Annotated in this window: 21 protein-coding genes; 18 read left to right on the top strand and 3 right to left on the bottom strand. The window is 39.8% G+C overall.

Annotation, left to right across the window (positions count from 1 at the left end):
• Nucleotides 1-19: 19 nt before the first annotated feature.
• A complete protein-coding gene (locus NFR51_RS05080; RefSeq protein ID WP_251712632.1) occupies nucleotides 20-1,096 on the top strand; it encodes a methionine ABC transporter ATP-binding protein in 1,077 nt (358 codons plus the stop codon).
• Complete coding sequence (locus NFR51_RS05075) at nucleotides 1,097-1,792, top strand: methionine ABC transporter permease (RefSeq protein WP_251712631.1); 696 nt, start codon at nucleotides 1,097-1,099, stop codon at nucleotides 1,790-1,792.
• Between the two features lie 207 nt (nucleotides 1,793-1,999).
• On the opposite strand, the gene NFR51_RS05070 is transcribed toward NFR51_RS05075, so the two are convergent.
• On the bottom strand, nucleotides 2,000-3,382 hold the full coding sequence (locus tag NFR51_RS05070) for an MFS transporter (protein WP_251712630.1): 1,383 nt from the start codon (nucleotides 3,380-3,382) through the stop codon (nucleotides 2,000-2,002).
• A 503-nt stretch (nucleotides 3,383-3,885) separates the two neighbouring features.
• Between NFR51_RS05070 and NFR51_RS05065 the strand changes: the two genes are divergently transcribed.
• The 4 genes from NFR51_RS05065 (at nucleotide 3,886) to NFR51_RS05050 (ending at nucleotide 8,418) form a co-directional block, all read left to right on the top strand.
• A complete protein-coding gene (locus NFR51_RS05065) occupies nucleotides 3,886-4,173 on the top strand; it encodes a helix-turn-helix transcriptional regulator (protein WP_202229818.1) in 288 nt (95 codons plus the stop codon).
• 258 nt (nucleotides 4,174-4,431) lie between these two features.
• Nucleotides 4,432-5,337, top strand: coding sequence for a LysR family transcriptional regulator (locus NFR51_RS05060; protein WP_251712629.1), 906 nt, complete (start codon nucleotides 4,432-4,434; stop codon nucleotides 5,335-5,337).
• Nucleotides 5,338-5,434: 97 nt separating this feature from the next.
• Complete coding sequence (locus NFR51_RS05055; RefSeq protein ID WP_251712628.1) at nucleotides 5,435-6,136, top strand: phosphoglycerate mutase; 702 nt, start codon at nucleotides 5,435-5,437, stop codon at nucleotides 6,134-6,136.
• 125 nt (nucleotides 6,137-6,261) lie between these two features.
• The gene (locus NFR51_RS05050; protein WP_251712627.1) at nucleotides 6,262-8,418 is read left to right on the top strand and encodes a penicillin-binding transpeptidase domain-containing protein; all 2,157 of its coding nucleotides are present in this window, start codon (nucleotides 6,262-6,264) and stop codon (nucleotides 8,416-8,418) included.
• Nucleotides 8,419-8,465: 47 nt separating this feature from the next.
• Here NFR51_RS05050 and NFR51_RS05045 read toward each other — a convergent pair whose 3' ends face one another.
• On the bottom strand, nucleotides 8,466-9,398 hold the full coding sequence (locus NFR51_RS05045; RefSeq protein WP_251712626.1) for a TDT family transporter: 933 nt from the start codon (nucleotides 9,396-9,398) through the stop codon (nucleotides 8,466-8,468).
• Between the two features lie 160 nt (nucleotides 9,399-9,558).
• On the opposite strand from NFR51_RS05045, the gene NFR51_RS05040 reads away from it, so the two are divergent.
• The gene (locus NFR51_RS05040; RefSeq protein WP_251712625.1) at nucleotides 9,559-10,377 is read left to right on the top strand and encodes a LysR substrate-binding domain-containing protein; all 819 of its coding nucleotides are present in this window, start codon (nucleotides 9,559-9,561) and stop codon (nucleotides 10,375-10,377) included.
• On the opposite strand, the gene NFR51_RS05035 is transcribed toward NFR51_RS05040, so the two are convergent.
• Nucleotides 10,364-11,284: an alpha/beta fold hydrolase gene (locus tag NFR51_RS05035; RefSeq protein ID WP_251712624.1), complete on the bottom strand. Its 921-nt coding sequence runs from the start codon at nucleotides 11,282-11,284 to the stop codon at nucleotides 10,364-10,366. The genes NFR51_RS05040 and NFR51_RS05035 overlap by 14 nt on opposite strands.
• Before the next feature lie 285 nt (nucleotides 11,285-11,569).
• On the opposite strand from NFR51_RS05035, the gene recR reads away from it, so the two are divergent.
• The 11 genes from recR (at nucleotide 11,570) to NFR51_RS04980 (ending at nucleotide 24,262) form a co-directional block, all read left to right on the top strand.
• A complete protein-coding gene (gene recR / locus NFR51_RS05030; protein ID WP_251712623.1) occupies nucleotides 11,570-12,172 on the top strand; it encodes a recombination mediator RecR in 603 nt (200 codons plus the stop codon).
• Between the two features lie 12 nt (nucleotides 12,173-12,184).
• Nucleotides 12,185-13,234: a D-alanine--D-alanine ligase gene (locus tag NFR51_RS05025; protein WP_251712622.1), complete on the top strand. Its 1,050-nt coding sequence runs from the start codon at nucleotides 12,185-12,187 to the stop codon at nucleotides 13,232-13,234.
• A gap of 132 nt (nucleotides 13,235-13,366) precedes the next feature.
• Nucleotides 13,367-13,633, top strand: a complete 267-nt coding sequence (locus NFR51_RS05020; RefSeq protein ID WP_251712621.1) for a metal-sensitive transcriptional regulator — start codon at nucleotides 13,367-13,369, stop codon at nucleotides 13,631-13,633.
• Between the two features lie 237 nt (nucleotides 13,634-13,870).
• Nucleotides 13,871-15,202 (top strand): UDP-N-acetylmuramoyl-tripeptide--D-alanyl-D-alanine ligase, encoded by a 1,332-nt coding sequence (locus tag NFR51_RS05015; protein ID WP_251712620.1) that lies wholly within the window; start codon nucleotides 13,871-13,873, stop codon nucleotides 15,200-15,202.
• A gap of 211 nt (nucleotides 15,203-15,413) precedes the next feature.
• Entirely contained in the window at nucleotides 15,414-17,087 is a 1,674-nt protein-coding gene (locus tag NFR51_RS05010) for a peptide ABC transporter substrate-binding protein (RefSeq protein ID WP_251712618.1), read from the top strand.
• A 73-nt stretch (nucleotides 17,088-17,160) separates the two neighbouring features.
• Complete coding sequence (locus NFR51_RS05005) at nucleotides 17,161-18,078, top strand: ABC transporter permease (RefSeq protein ID WP_202229843.1); 918 nt, start codon at nucleotides 17,161-17,163, stop codon at nucleotides 18,076-18,078.
• A 15-nt stretch (nucleotides 18,079-18,093) separates the two neighbouring features.
• Nucleotides 18,094-19,128: an ABC transporter permease gene (locus NFR51_RS05000; RefSeq protein WP_251712617.1), complete on the top strand. Its 1,035-nt coding sequence runs from the start codon at nucleotides 18,094-18,096 to the stop codon at nucleotides 19,126-19,128.
• A gap of 16 nt (nucleotides 19,129-19,144) precedes the next feature.
• A complete protein-coding gene (locus tag NFR51_RS04995) occupies nucleotides 19,145-20,206 on the top strand; it encodes an ABC transporter ATP-binding protein (RefSeq protein WP_251712615.1) in 1,062 nt (353 codons plus the stop codon).
• On the top strand, nucleotides 20,206-21,141 hold the full coding sequence (locus NFR51_RS04990) for an ABC transporter ATP-binding protein (protein ID WP_202229849.1): 936 nt from the start codon (nucleotides 20,206-20,208) through the stop codon (nucleotides 21,139-21,141). Before NFR51_RS04995 ends, NFR51_RS04990 begins: the two co-directional genes overlap by 1 nt.
• 158 nt (nucleotides 21,142-21,299) lie before the next feature.
• Nucleotides 21,300-21,743, top strand: coding sequence for a divergent PAP2 family protein (locus NFR51_RS04985; RefSeq protein WP_251712614.1), 444 nt, complete (start codon nucleotides 21,300-21,302; stop codon nucleotides 21,741-21,743).
• Between the two features lie 947 nt (nucleotides 21,744-22,690).
• Nucleotides 22,691-24,262: a peptide chain release factor 3 gene (locus NFR51_RS04980; protein ID WP_251712613.1), complete on the top strand. Its 1,572-nt coding sequence runs from the start codon at nucleotides 22,691-22,693 to the stop codon at nucleotides 24,260-24,262.
• Nucleotides 24,263-24,325 lie beyond the last annotated feature (63 nt).

The raw sequence follows: 24,325 nt of genomic DNA, 5'->3' as shown, positions 1-24,325 counted from the left end.
CACAGTAATGGAGAATGAGATGGCAATTATTGAACTGAATAATATCAGTGTTTCCTACGAAACCAAGAAAAACAAGGTGGATGCTGTAAAAAATACGACAATCCATATCGAAAGAGGCGATATTTTTGGCATTATTGGCTATTCAGGCGCTGGAAAATCGACGATTGTTCGTACGATTAATCTCTTGCAAAAACCAAGCTCTGGCGAAGTTAAAATCAATGGTAAAGTTCTTTTCAAGGCTGGGGCAGACGGTAAAGATCAAGCAAAAATCAAAGCAGCTGAGTTAAGAAAAGAACGGCAAAAAATTGGTATGATTTTCCAGCACTTCAACTTGCTTAATGAAAAGACAGTCTTTGAAAACATTGAGTTTGCTCTTTTACATAGTCCCTTGAAAGACAAAGAAAAGGAAGAAAAGATTCGTGAACTGCTCAAGTTAGTGAGCTTGGAAGAATTTGAAGATAAATATCCAGCACAACTTTCAGGAGGGCAGAAACAGCGTGTTGCTATTGCGCGTGCCTTGGCCAATGACCCAGAAATCTTGATTTCTGATGAGGGAACCTCAGCTCTGGACCCCAAAACGACCAATCAGATTTTAGATCTGTTGAAAGATCTACAGAAACGTCTGGGACTTACTATTGTCCTCATCACCCACGAAATGAATGTTGTGAAAGAAATCGCCAATAAGGTAGCAGTGATGCAAAATGGTGAAGTTATAGAGCAAAACAATCTCTTGGAAATCTTTGCCCATCCAAAAGAAGCCTTAACACAGCAATTTATCGATACAACCTCTAATGTGTCACGTTTCATCCATTCTCTGACTGAGAATGACACATTTAGCGCCCTTGCAGAAGATGAAGAGTTGATCTATCTGAGCTACTATGGCAATCAATCTGGTGAACCAGCCATGTCTGAAATCACCCGTCAATTTGGTGTTGCGACTAATATTTTCTATGGTAATGTTGAGGTCTTACAAAATACACGTTTTGGTTCCTTGGTTGTCGCTCTGAAAGGAAGAGAAGAAGATCGCTTGGCTGCTAAGGCGTACTTGGCACAACAAAACATTGAATTTACAGTATTGAAAGAGCAGGTGAAGTAGATGACAGAATGGTTTACAGAACATTTTCCTAATGTCGTAGCACTCGGTTTACATGGTGATACAGGTTGGATAACCTCAATCACTGAGACACTTTTTATGGTCTTTTGGTCAGGTCTTTTTGGTGGCATATTAGGATTGATTTTTGGCGTAGCACTTGTTGTGACAAATGAGGAAGGAATAACACCCAACCGGGCACTTTATTCATTTTTAGATAAATTTACTTCTATTTTCCGTGCTGTGCCCTTTATTGTTTTACTTGCGATTATTGCACCCGTTACTCAAAAAATTGTGGGGACACAGATTGGGACCACAGCAGCGCTAGTTCCACTAACTTTGGGTGTCTTTCCCTTTTATGCCCGTCAAGTTCAAGTCGCTCTTGAAGGTGTGAACAAAGGTACAGTGGAAGCGGCACAGACTGTGGGTGCAAATTTTTGGGACATTGTATTTACTGTCTATCTACGTGAAGAACTTGGAAGCCTGATTCGTGTATCCACAGTGACAATCATCTCTCTGATTGGTTTGACTGCCATGGCTGGAGCCATTGGTGCAGGAGGTTTAGGAAATACAGCTATTGCCTATGGTTACAATCGTTTCTCTAATGATGTGACCTTCCTCGCAACCTTGCTTATCCTCCTTCTGGTCCTCTTGGTGCAAGTCATCGGAGACATCTGGGCGAAAAGTGTAACGCACAAATAATATGATTAAGGGGGAAATCCCCTTGCTGTCAGAAATTCTGCAGCCGTTTGGATTGTAGACAGAGAAATCCCAGAGAGAAACTGCTGGATGGCGGAGCTTTGTCCAGCTATGCGCATTAAGCCAGTAGAAACTCTTCAATTCTGGTACATACCTGTACAGCAAAACAAATACTCAAGCAATCACACTGCTTGAGTATTTTATTGTGGCTTATTTCATACTATGGCTTTCTTTTTTATCAATTTTTTTGTAATTGCGATTTTGATGGATTAAAATATAGATTGAAGCAAGTATAGCGACAGTAGCAAAGAAATAAACAACTATATTTCCAGCATACCAGCCATAAGCTTCAACAAGCCAACCAATAACTAATGTTGCGATAACCTCTCCAATGATGTACTGACAAAATCCCATTGTACCTGTAGACATCCCGTTAGCGAACTTTGGTACAGCTTCGTTGACCATTAAGCCAACGATTGTCGCAGGAGCATATATAAATGTTCCCATGATGAGTAAAATAACAATAATGAGTGTGTGATCAGTTGCTGCAAAATAAGTAACCAGACACACTAACATCGCGATTAATGAAATTAATACCATGATTGCTCGCCGTCCCTTAAGCAAGTCTGTGATGAAACCGATGATTATGACACCAGGAACAGCTGCTAGTTCAAAGATTCCCGTCAGCCATTTTGCCGTAGAATTTTCAAAACCTTTGACGTGGACTAAATAGTTTGGCATCCAGCTCATAATCCCGTAGCGGACAACATAAATGGAAAGTGAGGCCAAAATAACAGCCCAAATCAGTTTGTTTTTGACAATATACTCAAAGAAGATTTTAAAAACGCTCTCTGTTGAAACTTCACCTTCAACAACTTCTCCGTCTTTGACTACAACTTTATCATCAGTATAATCTTCAATAGTAGGCAGCCCTCTAGTACTTGGGCGATCACTCCCAAGGATAAGAACAAGAACTGCGATAGCGATAGAGACAATGGAAGCAGTCCAAAAACTCCAGCGAAGTGAGGCGCCAAAAAGCAAGGCGGACAAGTTGATGACAGCAACACACATGAATGCTCCTGCATTATGGGCAGACGACCAGATTGAAAACGCTGTTCCCCGAGCCATGATAGACCCAATACCCTTACGGCCAAACCAGAGACTGATTAAACGTTGACAAGCCGCAGCGCCCATTCCCTGCATAATAGAATTTAGGAACATTAGAAAGAGAATCATCCTAAAACTTTCTGTTGCGCCATACAATGCGTTTAGGATTGAGGAAACAATTAATCCTGTTGCGACATAGCGATTAGGATTCGCGCGGTCTGCAAGTGTTCCCATGATGAGTTTAGAAATGCCGTAACCAATTCCAAACATGGAGAGGATTGTCCCGATTTGTCCCATGGAAAAACCATAGACTTTTGAAATATCATTTTGTTGAATGGTGAAAATGAGTCGAATAATGTAATAGCCGATATAAACAATAGATGTTGATATAAGCACACGCACTTGCCATATTTTATACAAACGCGTTACATTTTCTGCGGGGATCTTTTCTTCTGCATCTGGTGCCGGTTTTAAAAAATCTATCAATATGAAACCTCTTTCATTCTTTTGCATTCATTATACTTTACATTTGAATAGAACAAAAGAGGTAATATTTTTTGTTTCTTTAATGATAAGAAACTTTATTTTGGAAAAAAGAGGAAAACTTTTATTGCTTAAAGCACCTGTTTGGCGTGTGATGCTGAAGAATGTAAACATCAATCAATACTAAAAGTAAAAAGAAGACCTGATTGAAGAAAAAAGAAATCCGATATAGTTTCAAAAATTAGAAGAAAAAACAGCTCTTTTTTGATAATTTAAAGGGCAAGTCAGTGAAACAGCTGAGTGAAAAGCAGAGGGTGATTAACTCTGAAACGGAAACAGGAAACACTTTTAAAGGATTTATTGAGTTGAGCTACCGGGTCGGGATTGAAAAGTAGAGTACTGGTCTTTGACCAAGAGTTTTCTCGGAAAAATGTATTGCAAAAAGTTGCAAAAGATGATTAAATAGTAAAAGTAAAACAGATTTGACAAAATCATCAGGAGGAAGCATGCAAAATAAGATTCGTGAATTTAGACAGGCACAAAAACTTTCTCAGGAAGATTTAGCACGCATCGCGCATGTTAGTCGACAAACCATCAATGCAATTGAAAATGATAAATATGATCCTGAACTTCTGTTAGCTTTTAAGCTGGCCGAGATTTTAGGGACTAAAGTTGACGAGCTTTTTATTTTTCAGCTTGGAAACGTGAAGAAAAAAGAAGAAGATGTTTTCTGGTGTGAAAAATATCAATGTGTACTTTGGAAACGTGCAGGTGTTGAAAAAAGAGCAAACTAAACAGTAAAATAAAATGAAAAGCCTATGTAATAGTGTATAATTTATTTATAGGCTTTTTTAATACACTGCCAGCAGTGTACCGAAGGGCATCAATGCTGGCTGTCAAGACCCATAGCCTCTTATGAGACGGAAGGCCAAAACTATCATTTTTGCCTTTCAGCATCATGCACTAGTGCCATTGTGACGAGAAGCATTGAGGGGAGTGGCTCATCTCTATGAAATTACTTATACTGCTTAAAGAAGGAACAAGGAGTTATCATGAATATAAAACAGCTTCGCTATGTTGTAGCTATCGCTAATACTGGAACTTTTCGAGAGGCGAGTGAGCAGCTCTTTGTGAGTCAGCCGTCGATGTCCATCGCTGTTAAAGACTTAGAACAAGAACTTAATTTCCAAATTTTTGAGCGTACAAATACAGGAGCAAGCTTGACGATTGAGGGTGAACGCTTCTATGAGCAGGCGCAGGAAATTTTACGTAATTTTGAAGCTTTTGAGGCAAAGTATGCCAAGCCAAAAGAAACAGAGCGTCATTTTTCTGTTGCGAGTCAGCACTATGACTTCCTTGCGCCTGTCGGTGTCGAGTTTTCCAAGAAAAATCCAGAAATCAAAAATTTCCGAGTTTTTGAGTCAACAACCTATAACATTTTACAAGAGGTTGCTCAGGGGCATAGCGAGCTTGGTGTTGTTTACCTAAACAAGCATAACCGTTCAGGTATCTTACGTATGCTGGACAAGCTTGAATTAGATTACGAAGAACTTTTCATTTCGCAGACCCATATTTATTTAAGAAAGAATCATCCGTTGACACGTAAAAAGACTATCAAAACAAGTGATTTGAAAACTTTGGATCGTGTACGTTTTACTCAAGAAAACGAACAGTTTCTTTACTATTCTGAGGATTTAGTAGAAACCTTCGAAAACACTTTTATTTATAATGTTACTGACCGTGCGACCTTAAATGGTATACTGGAACGTACGGATGCTTATGCTACTGGTCTAGGCTTTATTGATAAGGCAAGTGTTCATAATGTTACAGTTGTTCCTATGGATGGGGATAATGTTAACAGCTTAATTTTGGTGAAGAAAAAAAGTCAACTTCTGACAGATGCGGCTAGATCCTATAAGCGAAGTTTAGAAGTTTATTTTGAGAAGTATAAGTTTTAATCGTGCTTGAGTCTAGGCTAGAAAAAATATGAAAATTAGTGTAAAATAGAGCAGTACACAAATTTTGTAAAACATTTAACATAGGAGAATGCACATAATGGTAAAATTAGTTTTTGCACGTCATGGTGAATCAGAATGGAACTTGGCTAACCTTTTCACAGGTTGGGCTGATGTAGACCTTTCAGAAAACGGAACACAGCAAGCAATTGATGCAGGTAAGCTCATCAAAGAAGCAGGCATCGAATTTGATATTGCCTATACATCTGTGTTGAAACGTGCAATTAAAACTACAAACTATGCACTTGAATACTCTGACCAACTTTGGGTACCAGTTGTTAAAACTTGGCGCTTGAACGAGCGTCACTATGGTGGCTTGACTGGCTTGAACAAAGCTGATGCTGCTGCTAAACACGGCGATGAACAAGTTCATATCTGGCGCCGTTCATATGACGTATTGCCACCAGCAATGCCACATGATGACGAATACTCAGCACATGCTGACCGTCGTTATGCTAACCTTGAAGACAGCCTCATCCCTGATGCTGAAAATCTCAAAGTTACACTCGAACGCGCGTTGCCTTTCTGGGAAGATCAAATTGCTCCAGCCTTGAAAGATGGCAAAAACGTGTTTGTTGGTGCACATGGCAACTCGATTCGTGCCTTAGTCAAACATATTAAACAACTTTCGGATGAAGAAATTATGGATGTTGAAATCCCTAACTTCCCACCACTTGTTTTTGAATTTGACGATGATTTGAACCTTGTAAAAGAGTACTATCTTGCGCCAAAACAAGCATAAGTAACACGATAAAATCTGCCTTTGGCGGTTTTTTTCTTTTCTTCAAAAAATGTAAGGTAAAATACAGTTTAATATGATAAAATGTGTAGGTATGAAAACGACGAGTGAAAATTAGGATAGGTCCCATGTCTGAGAAAAGAAAAACACGAAACGAATTAAGCGGAAAAAAAGATAAAACACGGAAAGTGTTGAAAAACCCAACCATGTTGGCATCAGGGCGAGTAAAACTCCTCTTTTTTGTCATCACGGTTCTCTTTTTAGTTCTCATTGGCAAACTTTACCATATGCAAGTAATGAACCAAAGTTTTTATGAGAGCAAACAGTCTGGTGGAGCGGGCTCTTTACAGATAGTTCAGGGATCGCCACGAGGAAATATCTATGATGCAAAGGGAGTTCCTCTGGCAACAACGGAGCCGGTGGAAGCTATCGAGTATACACGCGGTCAGAACACTACAGCAGATGACATGCGTAAGATTGCTGACCGTTTGGTAGGTATCTTATCCTTGGACAATGATTTTGACCAGATAACTGAACGTGATAAAAAAGACTATTTCCTAGCTGATGCTGGTAACTTGAATAAAATCAATCAGCAGCTGACAAAGGGAGAAAAAACGGATAAAAGAGGAAATCTACTCACTGGTGCAGAGCTTTACAATGTTCAACTTAGCAAAGTGACGGCTGAGGATATAAATTTTAATGAACAACAGATGTTTGCAGTCAAGCTCTTTAAAGAGATGAACGCCACTGCAGTTTTTAACACGACAGTTATTACCACAGGTAACCTCACTGCGGAGCAGCAGGCCTACATTGGCGAGCATGAAGGAGAACTTCAAGGGGTTTCTGTGGGGAACAGTTGGAACCGAAAATATGCAGACACAGTTCTTAAGCCACTTTTAGGTACAGTAACCACTCAGAAACAAGGGATTCCATCAAACTTGCTGGATGAGTATCTTAAAGAAGGTTTCCAGCGCAATGACCGAGTAGGAACAGCTTTTTTAGAGAAAGGTTACGAAAAGTATCTACAAGGCACTCCTAAGATAAGTAAGGTACTTACGGATAAGCAAGGGAATGTTACGGGAACAGAAGTAGAACAAAAGGGAAGTAAAGGGGACAACCTCAAGCTTACCATTGATTTACAATTTCAAAATGCTGTGGATAGGATTTTAGAAGAACAGGTGAATGCGATGATTGCCGACGGCTTCGGAACTTATTCGCAAGGGGCTTACGCTGTTGTGCTGGACTCTAAGACCGGTGCTGTTCTGGCTTTGTCAGGGCTCAAGCGTGATGAAACAACAGGTGCTCTTCAAAAAGATACAAATGGCACTTTCCAGTCTGCTTTTGTACCAGGATCAGTGGTTAAGCCAGCTACTCTAACAGCAGGATGGAATGCAAACGTGATAGCCAATAACCAGATGCTTTATGATATGCCTATTCAGCTGGCCGGTTCAAGTGCGATCACATCTTGGTTTACCAACGGCAGTCTTCCTATCAATGCTGTTCAAGCCTTAGAATATTCATCAAATACCTACATGGTCCAGATTGCTCTCAAGATGCTGGGACAGCCTTATGTTCCGAATATGTCCGTGGATGATTCTAAAAGTGTTGAAGCCTTTAAGAAATTACGCGAAACATTTGCTTCTTACGGTTTGGGAACATCAACTGGTTTTGATATCCCGGGTGAGGAAATAGGATATTTGCCAGATGCAAATAAGACAAACGTCTCCAACCTGCTTATGGAATCTTTTGGACAGTTTGATACCTATACACCTCTCCAGCTTGCCACATATGGTATGACTTTGGCGAATAATGGGGAACGTCTGTCTCCTCATATTGTAGACGGAATCTATGAAACTGACTCTCAAGGGGGGATGGGTAATCTTGTTAAAAATATAACACCTAAGATTATGGATAAAGTCAATATCACGCCAGAAAACATGGATGTCCTGCATTACGGAATGTATAAAGTAGTGCATGGGAACGAATTGGTTAACGGTCAGATTGGGGCAACGGGTTACTACATGCGCCCGTCACAAGGGGCTGAAGTTTCAATTTCTGCGAAAACAGGAACTGCCGAAGTTCCTTATAAAGCACCAGATGGGACAACGATTCCAGTAACGGTTAATAATGTTGTTGCTTTTGCGCCGACTGAAAACCCACAAATTTCTATCGGTGTTATGGTGCCACAAACGACCGTTAAAGAAGGAGGTGTAACCTCTAAGATAGGTCAAAACATTACACGTGAGATTACAAACCTCTATAATTCAATGTACCACTTCAAATAGAAAAATAAGAACCCTCAGCTTGGTGACAAACTGAGGGTTCTATTGGTTTAAGCCTTTTTAAATAGGAAATAAGCATAGCGAACTAAAACGTAGCTGACTGCTAAAAAGGCTATGAAAAGCTCTATTGCCGTTAAAGGCGTTAAGAGAAAGTTTAAGTCAGGATAGTTTTTGCTCAACAAGCTAACCGCAGTCGCCGAGATAACCAGAGGGAATGTAAAAGCTGCATAACTAGGATAAAAAGGCAACCGTAATAAAGGAATGATGAGCACAACGGTGATAAGGTAGATGAGTTGCGAAAGCACAAACAAGCTGAAAACAAAGAGATGAGACTTGTCATCCATCACAGTCAAGTAAGCTGCTAGACAAAGAGAACCAGGAGCTGTAAGTATAGTAATGAGAGGAAGGGTGGATTCGTGCATTTTTTTGAAAATGAATATGCGATGCCCAATGATTGGAAGCAGTATAAAGTAGAAGAGAAGTGCAGGCCATAGGACAATACGGCCAATTTCTAAGTTAAAAGCTGTTGCGGTATTTGGGATAACACCAAGACCAACAAAGGTAATAAACCAGCTGGGATAAACATGTTGCATTCCGACTTTTTGAGGAATAATATGAAGACCGATAAAGTATGCCATTAACAAGAAATGAAGAATGACGGCGGCTAACCAGATAAGATAAACAAGAGGAGAGTGTGGAAAGACCCTGTTAAGAAAGACACAAATGACCATCCAAGCCATTGTAAAAGTCGGAGAAACTGAACCAATGATAGGATCTTTGAGCGACTCTATGAGATGACGCATGGTAAATATGAGTTTCATAAGTATCAAGGCCATAAAAAAGAGGCCAGCCAGATCAAAAAAGTTACCTAAGACAGGGTAACCCTTGGAGTAGAGAAGGTTGCCCAAAGATACCATACCTAAGATTAAACCACAAATGGGAATAGGAATTTTTTTCAAAAAATCTAAAAATACTTGTTTCATAAAGAACTCCTAACAGATTGATTTGAGTATGAGCTGTGAAGATAACTTCCTACAGTTCATTTACTATTTTAAGTATAAAACACTTGATTTAATTTGTAAAATGAATTATTGTAATTACAAGGATAGAAAAAAATAATAAAAATAATGAAGGAGAGCGACTATGTTTTCACTACTTGAAACATTTATTGCCATATATGAGACAAGGAGCTTTACCAAAGCGGGGCAATACTTATTTATCTCACAGCCCACAGTGACTGTACGGATAAAGAAACTAGAGGAAGAACTAGGGAATTCTCTCTTTATTCGAGGGAAAAATCGAGAAGTGATTCCGACAGAGGCAGCTAAACTTTTGTACAGTAAAGCTGTCAAGTATGTGCAAGATTGGGAGCAGTTGCAGTCGGAGCTCAACCAAAAAAGTCTAGCAAAGAAACCTTTTAAAATAGGAATCTCGCAAAGTGCAGCAATTAGTATTATGCCTCTGCTCTATCCAAAACTGATGCCCTATTTGAATCAGATAGACTTGAAAATATCTATGTATGATTCAGAAGAAGTTTTCAAGCTAATAGAGAACCATGAGCTGCATTTTGGTATTATCGAAAAAACTTTAGCCAGTGAGCAAGTGGAGACTTTTCCTCTGTGTAAAGACGAGCTTGTCTTAGCAGGAGATTTGGGTAGCGAGACATTTTTTACAAGAGAAGTTGGTTCAGGTGTGGGACATTATATTAAAAAATATCTGCAAGAAGAAAATTTCGAACCGCGTTATCTGGTGAGAATGAACAATAATGACATGATTATTGCCCATGTCCAAGCAGGTTTAGGCGTTTCTCTGATTTCTAAACGCTTTGTTTCAGAAGGGCTACCTTATCAGAGCTTGGGCAGCAACTATCATCGTACATTTTTAGGCCTTACTTATGCAGAAGAAAAAGACCCTCTGACGCTTGAAATCATTCAGAACATAAGAGAGTCTATTGATGATTGAGGTGTTTCTTAAGCCATTGCCCGATAGTATGATAGACCTCCTCGCATTCATCTTCAAAGAGAATTTCGTGCCGGAGTCCAGAAAAAAGTTGGAGGTCTAAGTGGTGAAAACCTGCTTTTTCCAGTTCTTGATATACTTTTTGAGGTCCTTTGCCAAAGTTTCCCACGGGATCATCTGTGCCGCTTAAGATTAAGAGGGGTAAGTCAGCAGGTATATTTTGCATCCAGTTTTTTTGGTTGGCTCTTTTGACGAGAGAAAAAAGTGTGACAAAGCCGTTGTGTGTGAAAGTAAAACCTAATAAAGGATTTTTTTCATAGCTAGCGACATTTTTTTGATTTTTCGAGAGCCAATTGAAATTTCCCTTTTTGGGGAATTTTTTACTGTAGTTACCGAAAGCAAGTTTATCGATGGTATTGGCAACATTTTTAGCTCTTTTTTGACTGATTTTTTCTATAAATGGTAAAAGCAGATTCAAGTGTATAGGGCTAGTTCCAGTACCCATAAAAACCGCCCCCTGAATATCTACAGGATAATCCTGGAGAAAATTACGTAGAGCAAAAGAGCCCATACTGTGTCCCAGCATAAAATAAGGCAACTCTGGGTATTTTTTCTGTGCCCATGTTTTTACCAAGTGAATATCGGTAACAACATTTTTTAAGCCCTCTTCGCCAAAGTAACCATAAAGTGGCTCTTGCTTATTTACAGAATCCCCATGACCTAAATGGTCATGCCCGACAACCACAAAGCCTAAGCTATTGAGATAAAGTGCAAAATCATTGTAGCGCTCGATATTTTCTGCCATGCCGTGGATGAGTTGGATAACCGCTTTGGGCTTTTCGAGTGACCAATGAAGCAGATTAAGTTCAGTTTGCTTGTCACTTGATGTTAATGTACATTGTTCAATCATAGAGGTGACTCTCCTTTCAGTAGATAGGTATCAGATTTCAAGTTTATTATAGCAAAAAGTGGCGCCTGCTTTTAGAGTATTTCTTTATATCTTAAAATGTATAGAAATCTAAGTTGTGTTATAATACTCAATGCCCCTAGCTCACTAAAGTAAGAAGCATTTATTGCTCTCCTCATACTAAGTATTGCCATTTTTGTCCTGTTGAGAAATGATTGAGAATTTTCATAGAAAGAGGTATGGTATAATAGTTATGACTTTATCTTACTAGAAAGAAGAAAGGAAAACATGGTTTATTATCCAGAACCAATCGCTAAACTTATAGAAAGCTTTAGCAAGCTGCCCGGCATTGGGCAAAAAACAGCGACACGTCTGGCCTTTCATACGATTGGAATGGATGATCAAGACGTTAATGAATTTGCCCGAAACCTTATATCAGCAAAGCGTGATTTACGCTTTTGCTCAATCTGTGGAAACTTAACAGAAAGTGATCCCTGTGCCATTTGTGAAGACCCCCTTCGTGATCGTACAACGATACTGGTTGTAGAAGAGAGTAAAGATGTTTTGGCTATGGAAAAAATTCGTGAGTACAGAGGGCTTTATCATGTCTTACATGGAACGATTAGCCCAATGAACGGTATCGGACCTGATGAAATTAATGTCAAGAGTCTCTTGACAAGGCTCATGGGAGACAGCCAGATAGAAGAAGTTATCCTTGCTACCAATGCAACATCTGATGGCGAAGCTACAGCTATGTATCTCTCCCGTATGATTAAACCTGCAGGGATCAAGGTGACACGTTTAGCACGCGGTCTTGCAGTTGGGTCAGATATTGAGTATGCTGATGAGGTTACATTATCAAAAGCAGTTGAAAATCGTATGGAAATTTAAGTGGAGAAAATTATGTCAAAAGAAACATTGATTTTATTATATGGCGGTCGTAGCGCTGAACGAGAAGTATCCGTTCTTTCGGCTGAAAGCGTGATGCGTGCAGTGAACTATGACAAGTTTAAGGTGAAGACTTATTTTATCAGTCAAGCTGGTGATTTTATCAAAACACAAGAATTCACTGAAACACCTGCAGAAAATGAAAAATTAATGACGAATGAAACGGTCAAGACAGAACAAAAAGTTGCTCCATCTGACATTTATGAAAAAGATGCGGTTGTTTTTCCTGTCTTACATGGTCCTATGGGTGAAGACGGCTCAATTCAAGGCTTCTTGGAAATTCTGCGCCTTGCTTATGTGGGGCCAAATATCCTATCAGCCAGTGCAACCATGGATAAGCTGTTGGCCAAGCACGTTTTCTCTGCAGTGAACATACCACAAGTGCCTTATGTTGCGGCTTATGCGGATGAAAACCAAGCCAAAATTCATGCAGAAGTCCAAGAAAAACTGACTTTCCCAGTTTTTGTAAAACCGGCTAATATGGGATCAAGTGTCGGTATTTCTAAAGTAAGTAGCCTAGAGGGGTTAGAAGCAGGTCTAGCAGAAGCCTACAAATATGACAATCGTGTCGTTGTTGAACAGGGCGTCGTAGCGCGTGAAATAGAGTGCGCAGTACTGGGCAATGGTGGGGAGGTCCGCTCGACTCTTCCAGGTGAAGTTGTTAAGGACGTGGATTTTTACGACTACCGTTCAAAATATATTGACAATAAGATTGAAATGGCAATTCCCGCCGATATTCCAAACGAGATAGCGGAAAAAATACGCGATTATGCTGAAAAGGCTTATCAAGCAATGAATGGTGCTGGTTTATCACGGTGTGATTTCTTCTATGATGAAAAGGGGAACATTTATCTCAATGAAGTTAATGCAATACCAGGGTTCACACAATGGTCAATGTATCCGTTACTCTGGGAAAATATGGGATTGTCATACAGTGAGCTGATTGAAGAGTTAGTTTCCCTTGCTCAAGAAGCTTTTAAAAATCGCGAAAGTCATCTCCTATAGTATGCAGTAGAAAAGTTTATAGTAGAGCCTATCAGAAACTTAAAGAAACTTCTTTAGGTTTTTTTGGATAAGATTTTTATTTTTGATGTATTATCGTGAGGGAGCAGCATAAAGGGAAAGGAAGATATTTTAATGGAAATAAATTATGATAGTAAGGTCAAAAACAGGCTGAAGAGAGCAGACGGTCAGCTACAGGGTATTCTACGCATGATAGAAGAAGAAAAAGACTGTGAGGCAGTAGTAACACAGCTCAAAGCGGTTCGCTCTAGTCTAGATAGCTTGATAGGACTTATCGTTGCTGAAAATTTACAAAACTGTCTTCTGCTATTAGAAGAAACTGATGAAAAGGAGCGTGAGAGAAAAATAAATCAAGCGATTAAAATGGTTATTAAAAAGTAAATGCTGGCGAGAGGAGAGCGACTTCTTTTCTGATACAATAGCCCTATAAAGTTCCCGTATAAAAGGCAATTTCATAGTGTCTGTTTCAGCCGATGAAATGGGAACAAAAGTTCAAAATTTATCTAAGGTTAGGCAAGACATAAACTCAAAACGCTCACTCTTGGCATACTTTTATGCCAAGAACGAGCGTTTTTCTGTTTTTAGGACTTTTGTCCTAGCCTCTGGTATAATGGAACTATGAAGCTTACATTACACGAAATTGCCCGCATTGTCGGTGCGACAAACAACTGGTCAGAACTGGCAGATACAGAAGTTCATCATATTGAATTTGACAGCCGTAAAGTCAAAGAAGGGGATATCTTCTTGCCTCTTAAGGGAACAAGAGATGGTCACACGTTCATTGAAACAGCTTTTGCACAAGGTGCAATTGCGACATTTTCAGAAAAAGATATTCAAGCCCCACATTTACGTGTCAAAGATTGCTTGACTGCTTTCCAAAGACTGGCCCAGTATTATCTAGAAAAAATGGCAGTTGAAGTAGTTGCCGTCACAGGGTCAAATGGTAAAACCACCACAAAGGACATGATTCATGCGGTACTTTCTGAAAAATATAAGACCTATAAGACACAAGGGAATTATAACAATGAGATAGGCATGCCTTACACCGTTTTACACATGCCGGATGATACTGAAAAAATTGTTCTGGAAATGGGAATGGACCGCCTTGGCGATATTGATTTTCTCTCAGAAATGGCCAAACCTAAGATAGCAATCGTAACTCTCATCGGCGAATCGCATCTGGAATTTTTCGGGACACGTGACAAGATTGCGGAGGGAAAATTGGGCATTAAGGCGGGCTTACGGCCAGATGGTGAACTTATTGTCCCAGCAGATAAAATTATCAACAAATATTTGCCAGCAGATACAAAAATTACGCGCTTTGGTCCAGATGAGGATATTTTTGTGACACAACTTATCGAACATAAGGACAAACTTAGCTTCACTACAAATTTCCTGAATAGGGAGATTACTATTCCTGTTCCGGGAAAATTTAATGCGACCAATGCGATGCTTGCTGCCTATGTGGGAACCTTATTTGACATTGAGGAAGATAAGATCGCACATGCGCTTTCCAGTGTAGCATTAACCCGAAACCGTACGGAGTGGAAAAAAGCAAGCAATGGTGCCGATATCCTCAGTGATGTTTATAATGCCAATCCTACAGCCATGAAACTTATCTTGGAAACCTTCCAGGCTATACCTAAAAACGAGGGAGGACGTAAATTTGCGGTTCTTGCGGATATGCTTGAGCTAGGAGAGCAAGCACCAGAACTTCATGGGGACATTGCTCAATCCCTTGATTTTTCTGTCATGGATTATGTCTATCTACATGGTGAATTAATGAAAAATCTTCTGGTGGAACTTCCACAAGATAGAGTTTCTTACTTCACAGACCTCACAGAGCTTGCAGAAAATATTAAAGAAATTTTGCGCCCGCAAGACCAGCTTCTCCTTAAAGGATCGAACAGCATGAAATTAGGAACAATTGTTGAGGAATTACAAAAATAAGCATGTAAAATGCTTTTTTAACACTTGAAATAGGCAACAATGTTCGGAAATGGTCCATAAAAATTTTTAATGTCAAAAATTTACAAAAAATATGTAGAAAAGTCTTTACAATTTAGGTTGAATTAAGTATAATAGAGAACATAATAAATTTTCAGACAATACTAAACAAATAAGGTGTTGTCGAATAAATCAAATAGAAAGAGGATGTTACATGGATAATTGGAAAAAAGTATCATTAGGAACAGTTGCCCTGGCTTCGGTAGGGCTCCTAGCAGCTTGTGGAAATGGCGGGGGGGACTCAAAAACAGCCAATCCCCAACTCTCAGTTCCTACGAACATTGCGACATTGGATTCAGGTTTGGCGACAGATGCGTATTCAAATCTCTTTATCGGAAATGTACAAGAAGGTTTGACACGTGTTGACGACAAAGGTGTTGCTCAAAACGCTTTGGCATCAGATATTAAAGTATCAGATGACGGTTTGACATACACGATTACTTTGCGTGACGGTCTCAAATGGTCAAACGGTGATTCATTGACAGCAAAGGATTTCCTTTATTCATGGCAGCGTGCTGTAAACCCAGAAACAGGTTCACAATATGCTTACTTGTTGGGGAACATCAAAAATGCGAATGAAATCAACACAGGTAAGATTAAAGATCTCAATGAGTTGGGCGTAAAAGCAAATGGTGATCATGAGCTTGTAGTTACTTTGACACAGCCAACGCCTTACTTCAAATTCCTTCTTGCTAATGGCGTTTACAAACCTGTAAACAAATCTGCAGTTGAAGAATTTGGTAAACAGTACGGTACTTCATCTGATAAAGTTGTTTACTCTGGACCATTCATGTTCAAGAAAGATGCAGGATGGACAGGAACAAACAACAGCTACTCACTTGTGAAAAACCCTGACTACTATGACAAAGACAATGTAAAATCAGAGGAAATCGACTACACTGTTCAATCAAATCCAAACACAGCTGTTCAGCTCTTTAAACAAGGTAAGTTAGACCAAGCGGCCTTGGGTACTATGGATTTGTATAATGCCAACAAAGGTTACAACGACGGTAAGGACCTTGTTGTTCTAAAAGAAGCAACAACTGCTTATCTTCAATATAATCAATCTGGTGGCGGTACAACAAGTCCAGAAGTAGCCAAAGCACTTCAAAATAAAAATATCCGTGAAGCTCTTAACTTAGCAACTGACCGTAAAGCTATTGTTGATCAATTCATCCCAGCAGGTACAGTGGCACAAACCTTTACACCAGCAGGCATGTCAGTAACAGCAGATGGTAAAGACTTCGCTGAATTTGCTAAACAAGATTACAACTACGATGCTGCGAAAGCAAAAGAACTTTGGGAAAAAGGTTTGAAAGAAGTCGGTGTAACATCACTGAATCTCCAGTATACAACTGATGCTGATGCGCCAGTTTCAAAATCTATCGCTGATTTCTTGCAAGCTTCACTTTCTAAAACATTGCCAGGTTTGACACTTACTCAAAAAATCGTACCTTTCCAACAACGTTTGAAAGATTCGAAGAACCAAAACTTTGATGTGGTTCTCTCACTTTGGGGCGGTGACTATGCTGAACCATCAACATTCTTGCAACTCTTTGCAGATGGCTCAGGTTATAACGATGGTAAGTTTGTTAATCCTGCCTACCAAGCAGCTTGGACAAAAGCATCAACAGTGCCAGTAGTATTGGACGATAAAGCTCGTGATCAAGCTTACAAAGATGCAGAAGCAGCGCTCTTTGATGAGTCAAGCATCAACCCAATGTACTTCCGTTCAACACCAGTCCTTCGTAACCCACACCTTAAAGGTTTGCAATTTAACTCAACAGGTTTGACTTACGATCTCAAAGGTGTTTACATCGAAAAATAGTAGGCACTAACATCAAACGAACAAGTAGGGCTTATTAGGCCTACTTTTCGTGTTTTTATTAAGGAATTATTATATGTTAGCTAAATATCTTGTAAAACGTATCTTATTGATGCTCTTGACATTATTTGTGGTTATTACGGCAACTTTCTTCCTGATGCAGGTTATGCCGGGAACGCCTTTTAATAACCCTAAATTAACACCAGAGCAAATTCAACAGTTGAATGCCGCATATGGTTTAGATAAACCGTTGATTGTTCAGTATTTTATCTACCTGCAAAATGCCTTCACAGGTAATTTTGGAACTTCATTTACCTTTGCGAATCAACCAGTAAGCACAATGATTGCACAGCGCTTACCTGTTTCAGCCCAGCTTGGTTTTGAAGCGCTTCTTATCGGTGTTGTTGCGGGAGTGTTCTTTGGTGTTGTTGCAGCACGTTTTAAAAACACTTGGATTGACGGTCTTTTGAGTATTATCTCAACAGTGTTCTTCTCTGTTCCTTCTTTCATCGTAGGTACTTTGCTCCTTCTTTACTTTGGTTACACTTGGCAGCTCTTACCTGTATCAGGTTGGGGGACATTTGCCCAAACAATATTGCCAGCGTTAGCCCTATCCTTTGCTCCAATGTCTCAGGTGATGAGCTTCGTCCGTGCCCAAATGATTGAATCTCTTTCATCAGATTATATCTTGCTGGCTCGGGCTAAAGGTTTATCCGATCGTGAAGTACTTTGGAAACATGCAATTCGTAACTCTTTGATTCCGATGTTGACACTTATTGGACCGATGAGTGCAGGACTTTTGACAGGATCAGTTCTGATTGAGACTATTTTCTCAATCCCAGGTATCGGTCAACAGTTTGTTCAGTCTATTCCTTCAAAGGATTTCCCTGTCATCATGGGGACGACAATCGTCTATGCTGTGATGCTGATGGCGATGATTTTAATCACAGATATTATTACAGCCTTTGTTGATCCACGTGTGCGTTTAGACTAGGAAGGAGGGGAGAAAATGGAAAATATTAACAGTAAATTTAAACTTGTAACACAGCGTGATTTTGAAGCGAGTGAAATGATTGCGAAACCTGCCCTCACTTTCTGGCAAGATGCTTGGCGCCGTTTCAAGAAAAATAAGGTAGCGATGGTAGCGATGATTCTCGTTGTTTTCACGCTCCTGTTCTCTGCAGTTTCGACAGTTTTGGTCCCTCAATCAGAGGCAAATCATTTTGACCCTAATGAGGTGCAAATTTATAAGAACTTGCCACCTAAACTCGGAAATCTTAATATTCCTGGGTGGAATGGTAATTTTGCAGCACCAGGAAGTACGATTGCGGAAGACATGTACAAGGTTCAAAATGTCCCAGAAGGCAAATCATTCATCTTTGGTACAGATGCTTTGGGACGCTCGATTGCCAAACGTACAATCGTTGGTTTACGTATTTCTTTGATTATCGCCTTCGCCTCTATCGTCTTTGATGTGCTCATAGGGATCACTTATGGATTAATCTCAGGATGGGTTGGTGGAAAAGTTGATACAGTGATGCAACGTATCATCGAAATCATTAGCTCTATTCCAAGTTTAGTTATTGTAACCATGTTCGGGCTTTTGCTAGGTCAAGGGATAATTTCAATTGTCTTGGCTATTGGTCTCTTTATCTGGACAGGGATTGCCCGGCAGGTAAGAAACATGACCCTGTCGCTGAAAGAACGTGAGTTTGTACTTGCAGCGAAAACTCTAGGTGCAAGCCCATTCAAGATTATGGTAAAACACCTTATTCCAAATATGCTGGGTGTTATTATCGTACAAATTATGTTCGATATTCCGTCAGTCATCTTCTTTGAAGCTGTTCTTTCTGCGATTAACTTAGGTGTTAAACCGCCAACAGCATCATTGGGTTCATTGATTTCTGACGGTATTCAAAGTTTGCAATTCTATCCATTCCAAGTTGCAGTACCTGCAGTAGTCTTGTCACTCTTGTCACTTGCCTTCTTCCTCTTTGGTTATGGCTTACGTGACGCTTTTGATCCAAAATCAGGCCAAGACTAAGAAATGAGGAAGTAAAATGACTGAAAAAGAAGAAAAAGTACTTGAAGTAAAAAATCTGCATGTCAATTTCAAAACATATGCTGGAAAGGTGAAAGCCATCCGTGATGTTTCCTTTGACTTGAAAAAAGGTGAAACCTTAGCTATTGTTGGTGAATCAGGTTCAGGTAAATCTGTAACAAACAAAACCTTGATGGGATTAAATGCAGCCAACGCTGAAATACCTAAAGGCGAAATCCTTTTTAAAGGTCGTAATCTGCTTGACATCAAAGAAGAAGATTGGCAAAAAATCCGAGGCAATGAGATTTCAATGATTTTCCAAGATCCGATGACTTCATTGGACCCAACCATGCGTATTGGAAATCAAATTGCGGAACCTTTAATTAAGCATAAAGGGATGAAGAAAAAAGATGCTTTGGCGAAAGCCTTAGAGTTGATGAAAGCCGTAGGGATTCCTCAAAGTGAGCAGCACATCAACGACTATCCTCACCAATGGTCTGGTGGGATGCGTCAACGTGCGGTAATCGCGATTGCTCTTGCTGCTGATCCAGAAATTCTTATTGCAGATGAGCCAACAACAGCCTTGGATGTAACGATTCAAGCACAGATTATGCACATGATGGCAGAGCTGCAACAGCGTATCGAATCCTCAATCATCTTTATCACTCATGATTTGGGTGTCGTTGCAGGTTTTGCTGACCGTGTTGCCGTTATGTATGCCGGAGAGATTGTGGAATACGGGACTGTGGAGGAAATTTTCTACAACCCACAACATCCTTATACATGGGGACTCTTAGACTCAATGCCAACTGTTGACACAGATGTTGAACGACTTGTATCAATTCCGGGAACACCTCCTGATCTGCTCCATCCGCCAAAAGGTGATGCTTTTGCTGTCCGTAACCAATATGCTTTGGAAATTGACTTTGAAGAAGCACCGCCATACTTTGAAATTTCACCTACACATCAAGTGAAATCATGGCTCTTAGATGAGCGTTCACCAAAGGTAACACCATCTGAAAATATCCAACAGCGTTGGGCGCGTTGGGAAGAAATGAAAATGAAGGGAAATGCTGAATAATGACTGAAGAAAGAAAAAAGCTTGTCGAATTCAAGGGTGTTGACCTGGTTTTCAACAAGGGTAAAAAGAATGTCAATAAAGCCATCAACGACGTTTCTTTTCATATCTATGAGGGAGAAACATTTGGTCTTGTAGGTGAATCAGGTTCTGGTAAAACGACAATTGGTCGTGCAATTCTAAAGCTTTATGACATTCATAAAGGTGAAATTCATTTCAATGGCAAGGATGTCAGCAAGATTAAAGGAACTGAGCTGAAAAAATTCCGTGAAAAGGTACAGATGATTTTCCAAGATCCGCAAGCATCATTGAATGGCAGAATGCGTGTTAAGGACATCATTGCTGAAGGGATTGACGTTAATGGGTTAGCTAAAACCCCAGAAGAACGCACAGAAAAAGTTAAAGAATTGCTCCAATTGGTAGGACTTAATCAAGATCATATGACACGTTATCCTCATGAGTTTTCTGGTGGACAACGTCAACGTATCGGTATTGCCCGCGCTTTGGCAGTGAATCCTAAATTTATTGTAGCTGATGAGCCAATTTCGGCATTGGACGTCTCTATTCAAGCTCAGGTTGTCAACTTGATGCGTGACATCCAAGAAAAAGAAGGACTCACCTATCTTTTTATCGCCCACGACTTATCAATGGTTAAATATATTTCGGACCGCATCGGTGTTATGCACTGGGGGAAAATTCTTGAAGTGGGGACTTCAGATCAAGTGTATAACCATGCCCTACACCCTTATACAAAATCATTATTGAGTGCGATTCCTGCACCAGATCCAATCTCAGAGCGCAGTCGTGTACCTCAGTCTTACGATCCAACAGCTGAGCTGGATGGACAGCCGCGTGAGCTTCGCGAAATCACTCCAGGACACTTTGTTTTATCAACTGAAGAAGAAGCTGCTGAATACAGAAAAATTGCAACAGCTTAAGAAATAAACTGCACCAAATGGTGTGGTTTTTTAGATAGAAGCAGAGAAATAGCGAAGATATACTGTTTTACTTTTGAAATCTCTATAAATGATATAAAATGAAGTTAAGGATTTATAGTTTATTTTGAAAATTTTTATGGCAAGAGAAGGGGGATACGATGAATTTTTTTAAAGAAATTATAAGTAACCAGATATTACTAACGGCTTTAGTAGGGTGGTTTGCTGCACAAACAATTAAAATTATCGTTGATGTATTTCGTTATAAAAAGCTGGATTGGAGCTTGCTTTTTGCGACAGGAGGTATGCCGAGTTCCCACAGTGCTTTAGTTGTTTCGATGACAACAGCAACGGGCTTATCGCAAGGCTTTGACTCGCCTATTTTTGCGGTAGCAACAGTTTTTGCTTTTGTGGTGATGTATGATGCGCAGGGGATTCGACGTCAAGCAGGAACGCATGCTTATATCCTGAATATCATTATCAAAACGATTGAGAGCCCCAAGATCAATGCAGAAAAAGCGCTGAAGGAATTACTGGGACATACGCCAGTACAGGTGCTTGGCGGTGCTATTTTAGGAATCCTTGTTGCACTTTTGATGAATTGAAGCAGGCTGTACTGTTATTGTACATAGGATAACACGCTATCAGAGTCGTATAAGCTATTTCTCAGCAAGTTTTCTCTTGAATATTTATATATAAACACACATACAAAACAAAGAGTTGCATCAAAATCATGCAGCTCTTTATTTTATATATACACTTTTTATTGCTTGGTGAACGCTTCTTACTAATTTCATGCGAGCCATTATTCCGTAAGGCTACACGCTTTTGAATTTCACAAAAGATTATACACGGGTAAGACATATTTTACATGAATAAGTATCAATTTATAATATTGGATTAAATCTTTGCTGAATGGGGATTTTTAAGCCTTGTAACTGCCAGCTAAAAGTATGTTATAAGCATTGTTTTATTTTTACTTTATGATCTAGTATTACCTAATTTTGGAAAATATGATTTTAAAAATGGAATGATGAATGTTTTTTCGAATGTTGGAAAAAATGTTATTACTCAACCCGTACCTATGTTGCAGATACCTTCTTTAGAAGCGTGGGGAATTTTAACAGTCTATGTTCTACTTGCTTTAGGAATTGGATGGGGAATTTTTTGTACAAAAACGCGATTCACTCTTTGAAAAAAATTCTTAAGAAATATTAAGTCACAGTTGAAATTCTTTTGGATAAGAATCATTTGAAGATAGAGAGGACATGAAAGAAGGAGGTGTGATGTTTAAAGTGGTAAAGAAGGGTGATGAAAAATGGATTTTACACAATTTCACAAACGGAATTTTCCGTTTTTTTATTTTAATTTTTTTTTATAGTACGCGTCAATTGCAAAGGGTTTTAAGACTTTTAGGATAGTATGAGAGAACCCCTCTCTTTCTTATAATTTTTTTGTGTTTATCGTAGTCTCATGGAGATCAATCTAGAGTCAAGACGATAATTCTGTTATAATTAAGAAGCATATAATTTGATAAGAATAGGTTTGAAAAATGAATAGAGCAGAAGAAATAAAAAAACGACGTACCTTTGCCATCATCAGTCACCCGGATGCTGGTAAAACAACAATAACAGAACAACTCCTTAAATTTGGTGGAGCCATCCGCGAGGCCGGAACGGTCAAAGCACGTAAAACAGGTAACTTTGCTAAGTCCGACTGGATGGATATTGAAAAAGAACGTGGGATTTCCGTGACTTCATCTGTTATGCAGTTTGACTATGCGGGCAAGCGCGTGAATATCTTGGATACACCAGGGCACGAGGACTTCTCAGAAGATACTTATCGTACCTTGATGGCCGTTGATGCTGCTGTCATGGTTATTGACAGCGCCAAGGGTATCGAGGCTCAGACCAAAAAGCTTTTCCAAGTTGTAAAACGCCGTGGTATTCCTGTATTTACCTTTATTAATAAATTGGACCGTGATGGGCGTGAACCGCTTGACTTGCTGAGCGAATTGGAAGATATTTTAGGTATCGCTTCCGTGCCAATGAACTGGCCAATCGGTATGGGGAAAAATTTCCAAGGACTTTATGATTTCTACAACAAACGTATCGAGGTTTATCAGCCTGAAAACGGCGAACGTTTCATTGAGTTTGATGAAAACGGCGAGATTGATGCCAGCCATCCTTTGACAAATAACCCTTTCTATGCACAGGCTATGGAAGATGCAGAGCTTTTACTTGATGCAGGTAATGAATTTGATGAGAAGAAAGTTCTTGCAGGTCAGCTCACGCCAGTATTTTTTGGCTCAGCTTTGACCGACTTTGGTGTTGAAACTTTCCTAGATACTTTCTTGACCTATGCACCTGAGCCAAATGGTCATAAAACAGTAGAGGGTGAGCTTATCGATCCTCTGCGTGAGGAGTTCTCAGGCTTTGTCTTCAAAATTCAAGCCAACATGGATATTCGCCATCGTGACCGTATCGCTTTTGTTCGTATCGTTTCTGGCGAATTTGAACGTGGAATGGGCGTGAAGCTCCTCCGTACAGGCAAACAAGTCAAACTTTCAAACGTGACTCAGTTTATGGCAGAATCCCGTGAAAATGTCGAAAATGCTGTAGCGGGTGATATCATTGGGGTTTACGATACAGGGACCTACCAAGTTGGGGATACACTGACAACAGGGAAACTCAAAACGCCTTTCGAACCTCTGCCAACTTTCACACCAGAGCTCTTTATGCGTGTGACCGCAAAAAACGTCATGAAGCAAAAATCTTTCCAAAAAGGAATTGAACAGCTGGTGCAAGAAGGGGCCATTCAGCTCTATAAAACCTACACAACAGGAGAAATCATGCTTGGTGCGGTCGGTCAGTTGCAGTTTGAAGTCTTCAAGCACCGTATGGAAAATGAATACAATTCGGAAATCATTATGACACCGCTGGGGAGTAAAACAGTACGTTGGATTAGGCCAGAAGACTTGGATGAGAAGATGTCGTCAAGTCGAAATATCTTGGCTAAAGACCGTTTTGATCATCCACTCTTCCTCTTTGAAAATGACTTTGCCATGCGCTGGTTCAAAGATAAATACCCCGATGTGGAATTGATGGAGCAGTTTTCTGTTTAATACTTTTCTGATACAGGACAAGCCCCTTGTGGGCTTTTTTTGGTTTTTTCCTTTGTGTTCAAA

Source organism: Lactococcus ileimucosae (assembly GCF_943193185.1).
In the GTDB taxonomy this organism is placed as follows: Bacteria; Bacillota; Bacilli; order Lactobacillales; family Streptococcaceae; genus Lactococcus; species Lactococcus ileimucosae.
The sequence above is the reverse complement of the archived record's forward strand: the minus strand, read 5'-3'. Positions and strand labels throughout refer to the sequence as shown.

Coding starts and splice junctions, on each gene's coding strand:
- NFR51_RS05080 (WP_251712632.1), top strand. CDS start 20: ATGGCAATTATTGAACTGAATAATATCAGTGTTTCCTACGAAACCAAG.
- NFR51_RS05075 (WP_251712631.1), top strand. CDS start 1,097: ATGACAGAATGGTTTACAGAACATTTTCCTAATGTCGTAGCACTCGGT.
- NFR51_RS05065 (WP_202229818.1), top strand. CDS start 3,886: ATGCAAAATAAGATTCGTGAATTTAGACAGGCACAAAAACTTTCTCAG.
- NFR51_RS05060 (WP_251712629.1), top strand. CDS start 4,432: ATGAATATAAAACAGCTTCGCTATGTTGTAGCTATCGCTAATACTGGA.
- NFR51_RS05055 (WP_251712628.1), top strand. CDS start 5,435: ATGGTAAAATTAGTTTTTGCACGTCATGGTGAATCAGAATGGAACTTG.
- NFR51_RS05050 (WP_251712627.1), top strand. CDS start 6,262: ATGTCTGAGAAAAGAAAAACACGAAACGAATTAAGCGGAAAAAAAGAT.
- NFR51_RS05045 (WP_251712626.1), bottom strand. CDS start 9,398: ATGAAACAAGTATTTTTAGATTTTTTGAAAAAAATTCCTATTCCCATT.
- NFR51_RS05040 (WP_251712625.1), top strand. CDS start 9,559: ATGTTTTCACTACTTGAAACATTTATTGCCATATATGAGACAAGGAGC.
- NFR51_RS05035 (WP_251712624.1), bottom strand. CDS start 11,284: ATGATTGAACAATGTACATTAACATCAAGTGACAAGCAAACTGAACTT.
- recR (WP_251712623.1), top strand. CDS start 11,570: ATGGTTTATTATCCAGAACCAATCGCTAAACTTATAGAAAGCTTTAGC.
- NFR51_RS05025 (WP_251712622.1), top strand. CDS start 12,185: ATGTCAAAAGAAACATTGATTTTATTATATGGCGGTCGTAGCGCTGAA.
- NFR51_RS05020 (WP_251712621.1), top strand. CDS start 13,367: ATGGAAATAAATTATGATAGTAAGGTCAAAAACAGGCTGAAGAGAGCA.
- NFR51_RS05015 (WP_251712620.1), top strand. CDS start 13,871: ATGAAGCTTACATTACACGAAATTGCCCGCATTGTCGGTGCGACAAAC.
- NFR51_RS05010 (WP_251712618.1), top strand. CDS start 15,414: ATGGATAATTGGAAAAAAGTATCATTAGGAACAGTTGCCCTGGCTTCG.
- NFR51_RS05005 (WP_202229843.1), top strand. CDS start 17,161: ATGTTAGCTAAATATCTTGTAAAACGTATCTTATTGATGCTCTTGACA.
- NFR51_RS05000 (WP_251712617.1), top strand. CDS start 18,094: ATGGAAAATATTAACAGTAAATTTAAACTTGTAACACAGCGTGATTTT.
- NFR51_RS04995 (WP_251712615.1), top strand. CDS start 19,145: ATGACTGAAAAAGAAGAAAAAGTACTTGAAGTAAAAAATCTGCATGTC.
- NFR51_RS04990 (WP_202229849.1), top strand. CDS start 20,206: ATGACTGAAGAAAGAAAAAAGCTTGTCGAATTCAAGGGTGTTGACCTG.
- NFR51_RS04985 (WP_251712614.1), top strand. CDS start 21,300: ATGAATTTTTTTAAAGAAATTATAAGTAACCAGATATTACTAACGGCT.
- NFR51_RS04980 (WP_251712613.1), top strand. CDS start 22,691: ATGAATAGAGCAGAAGAAATAAAAAAACGACGTACCTTTGCCATCATC.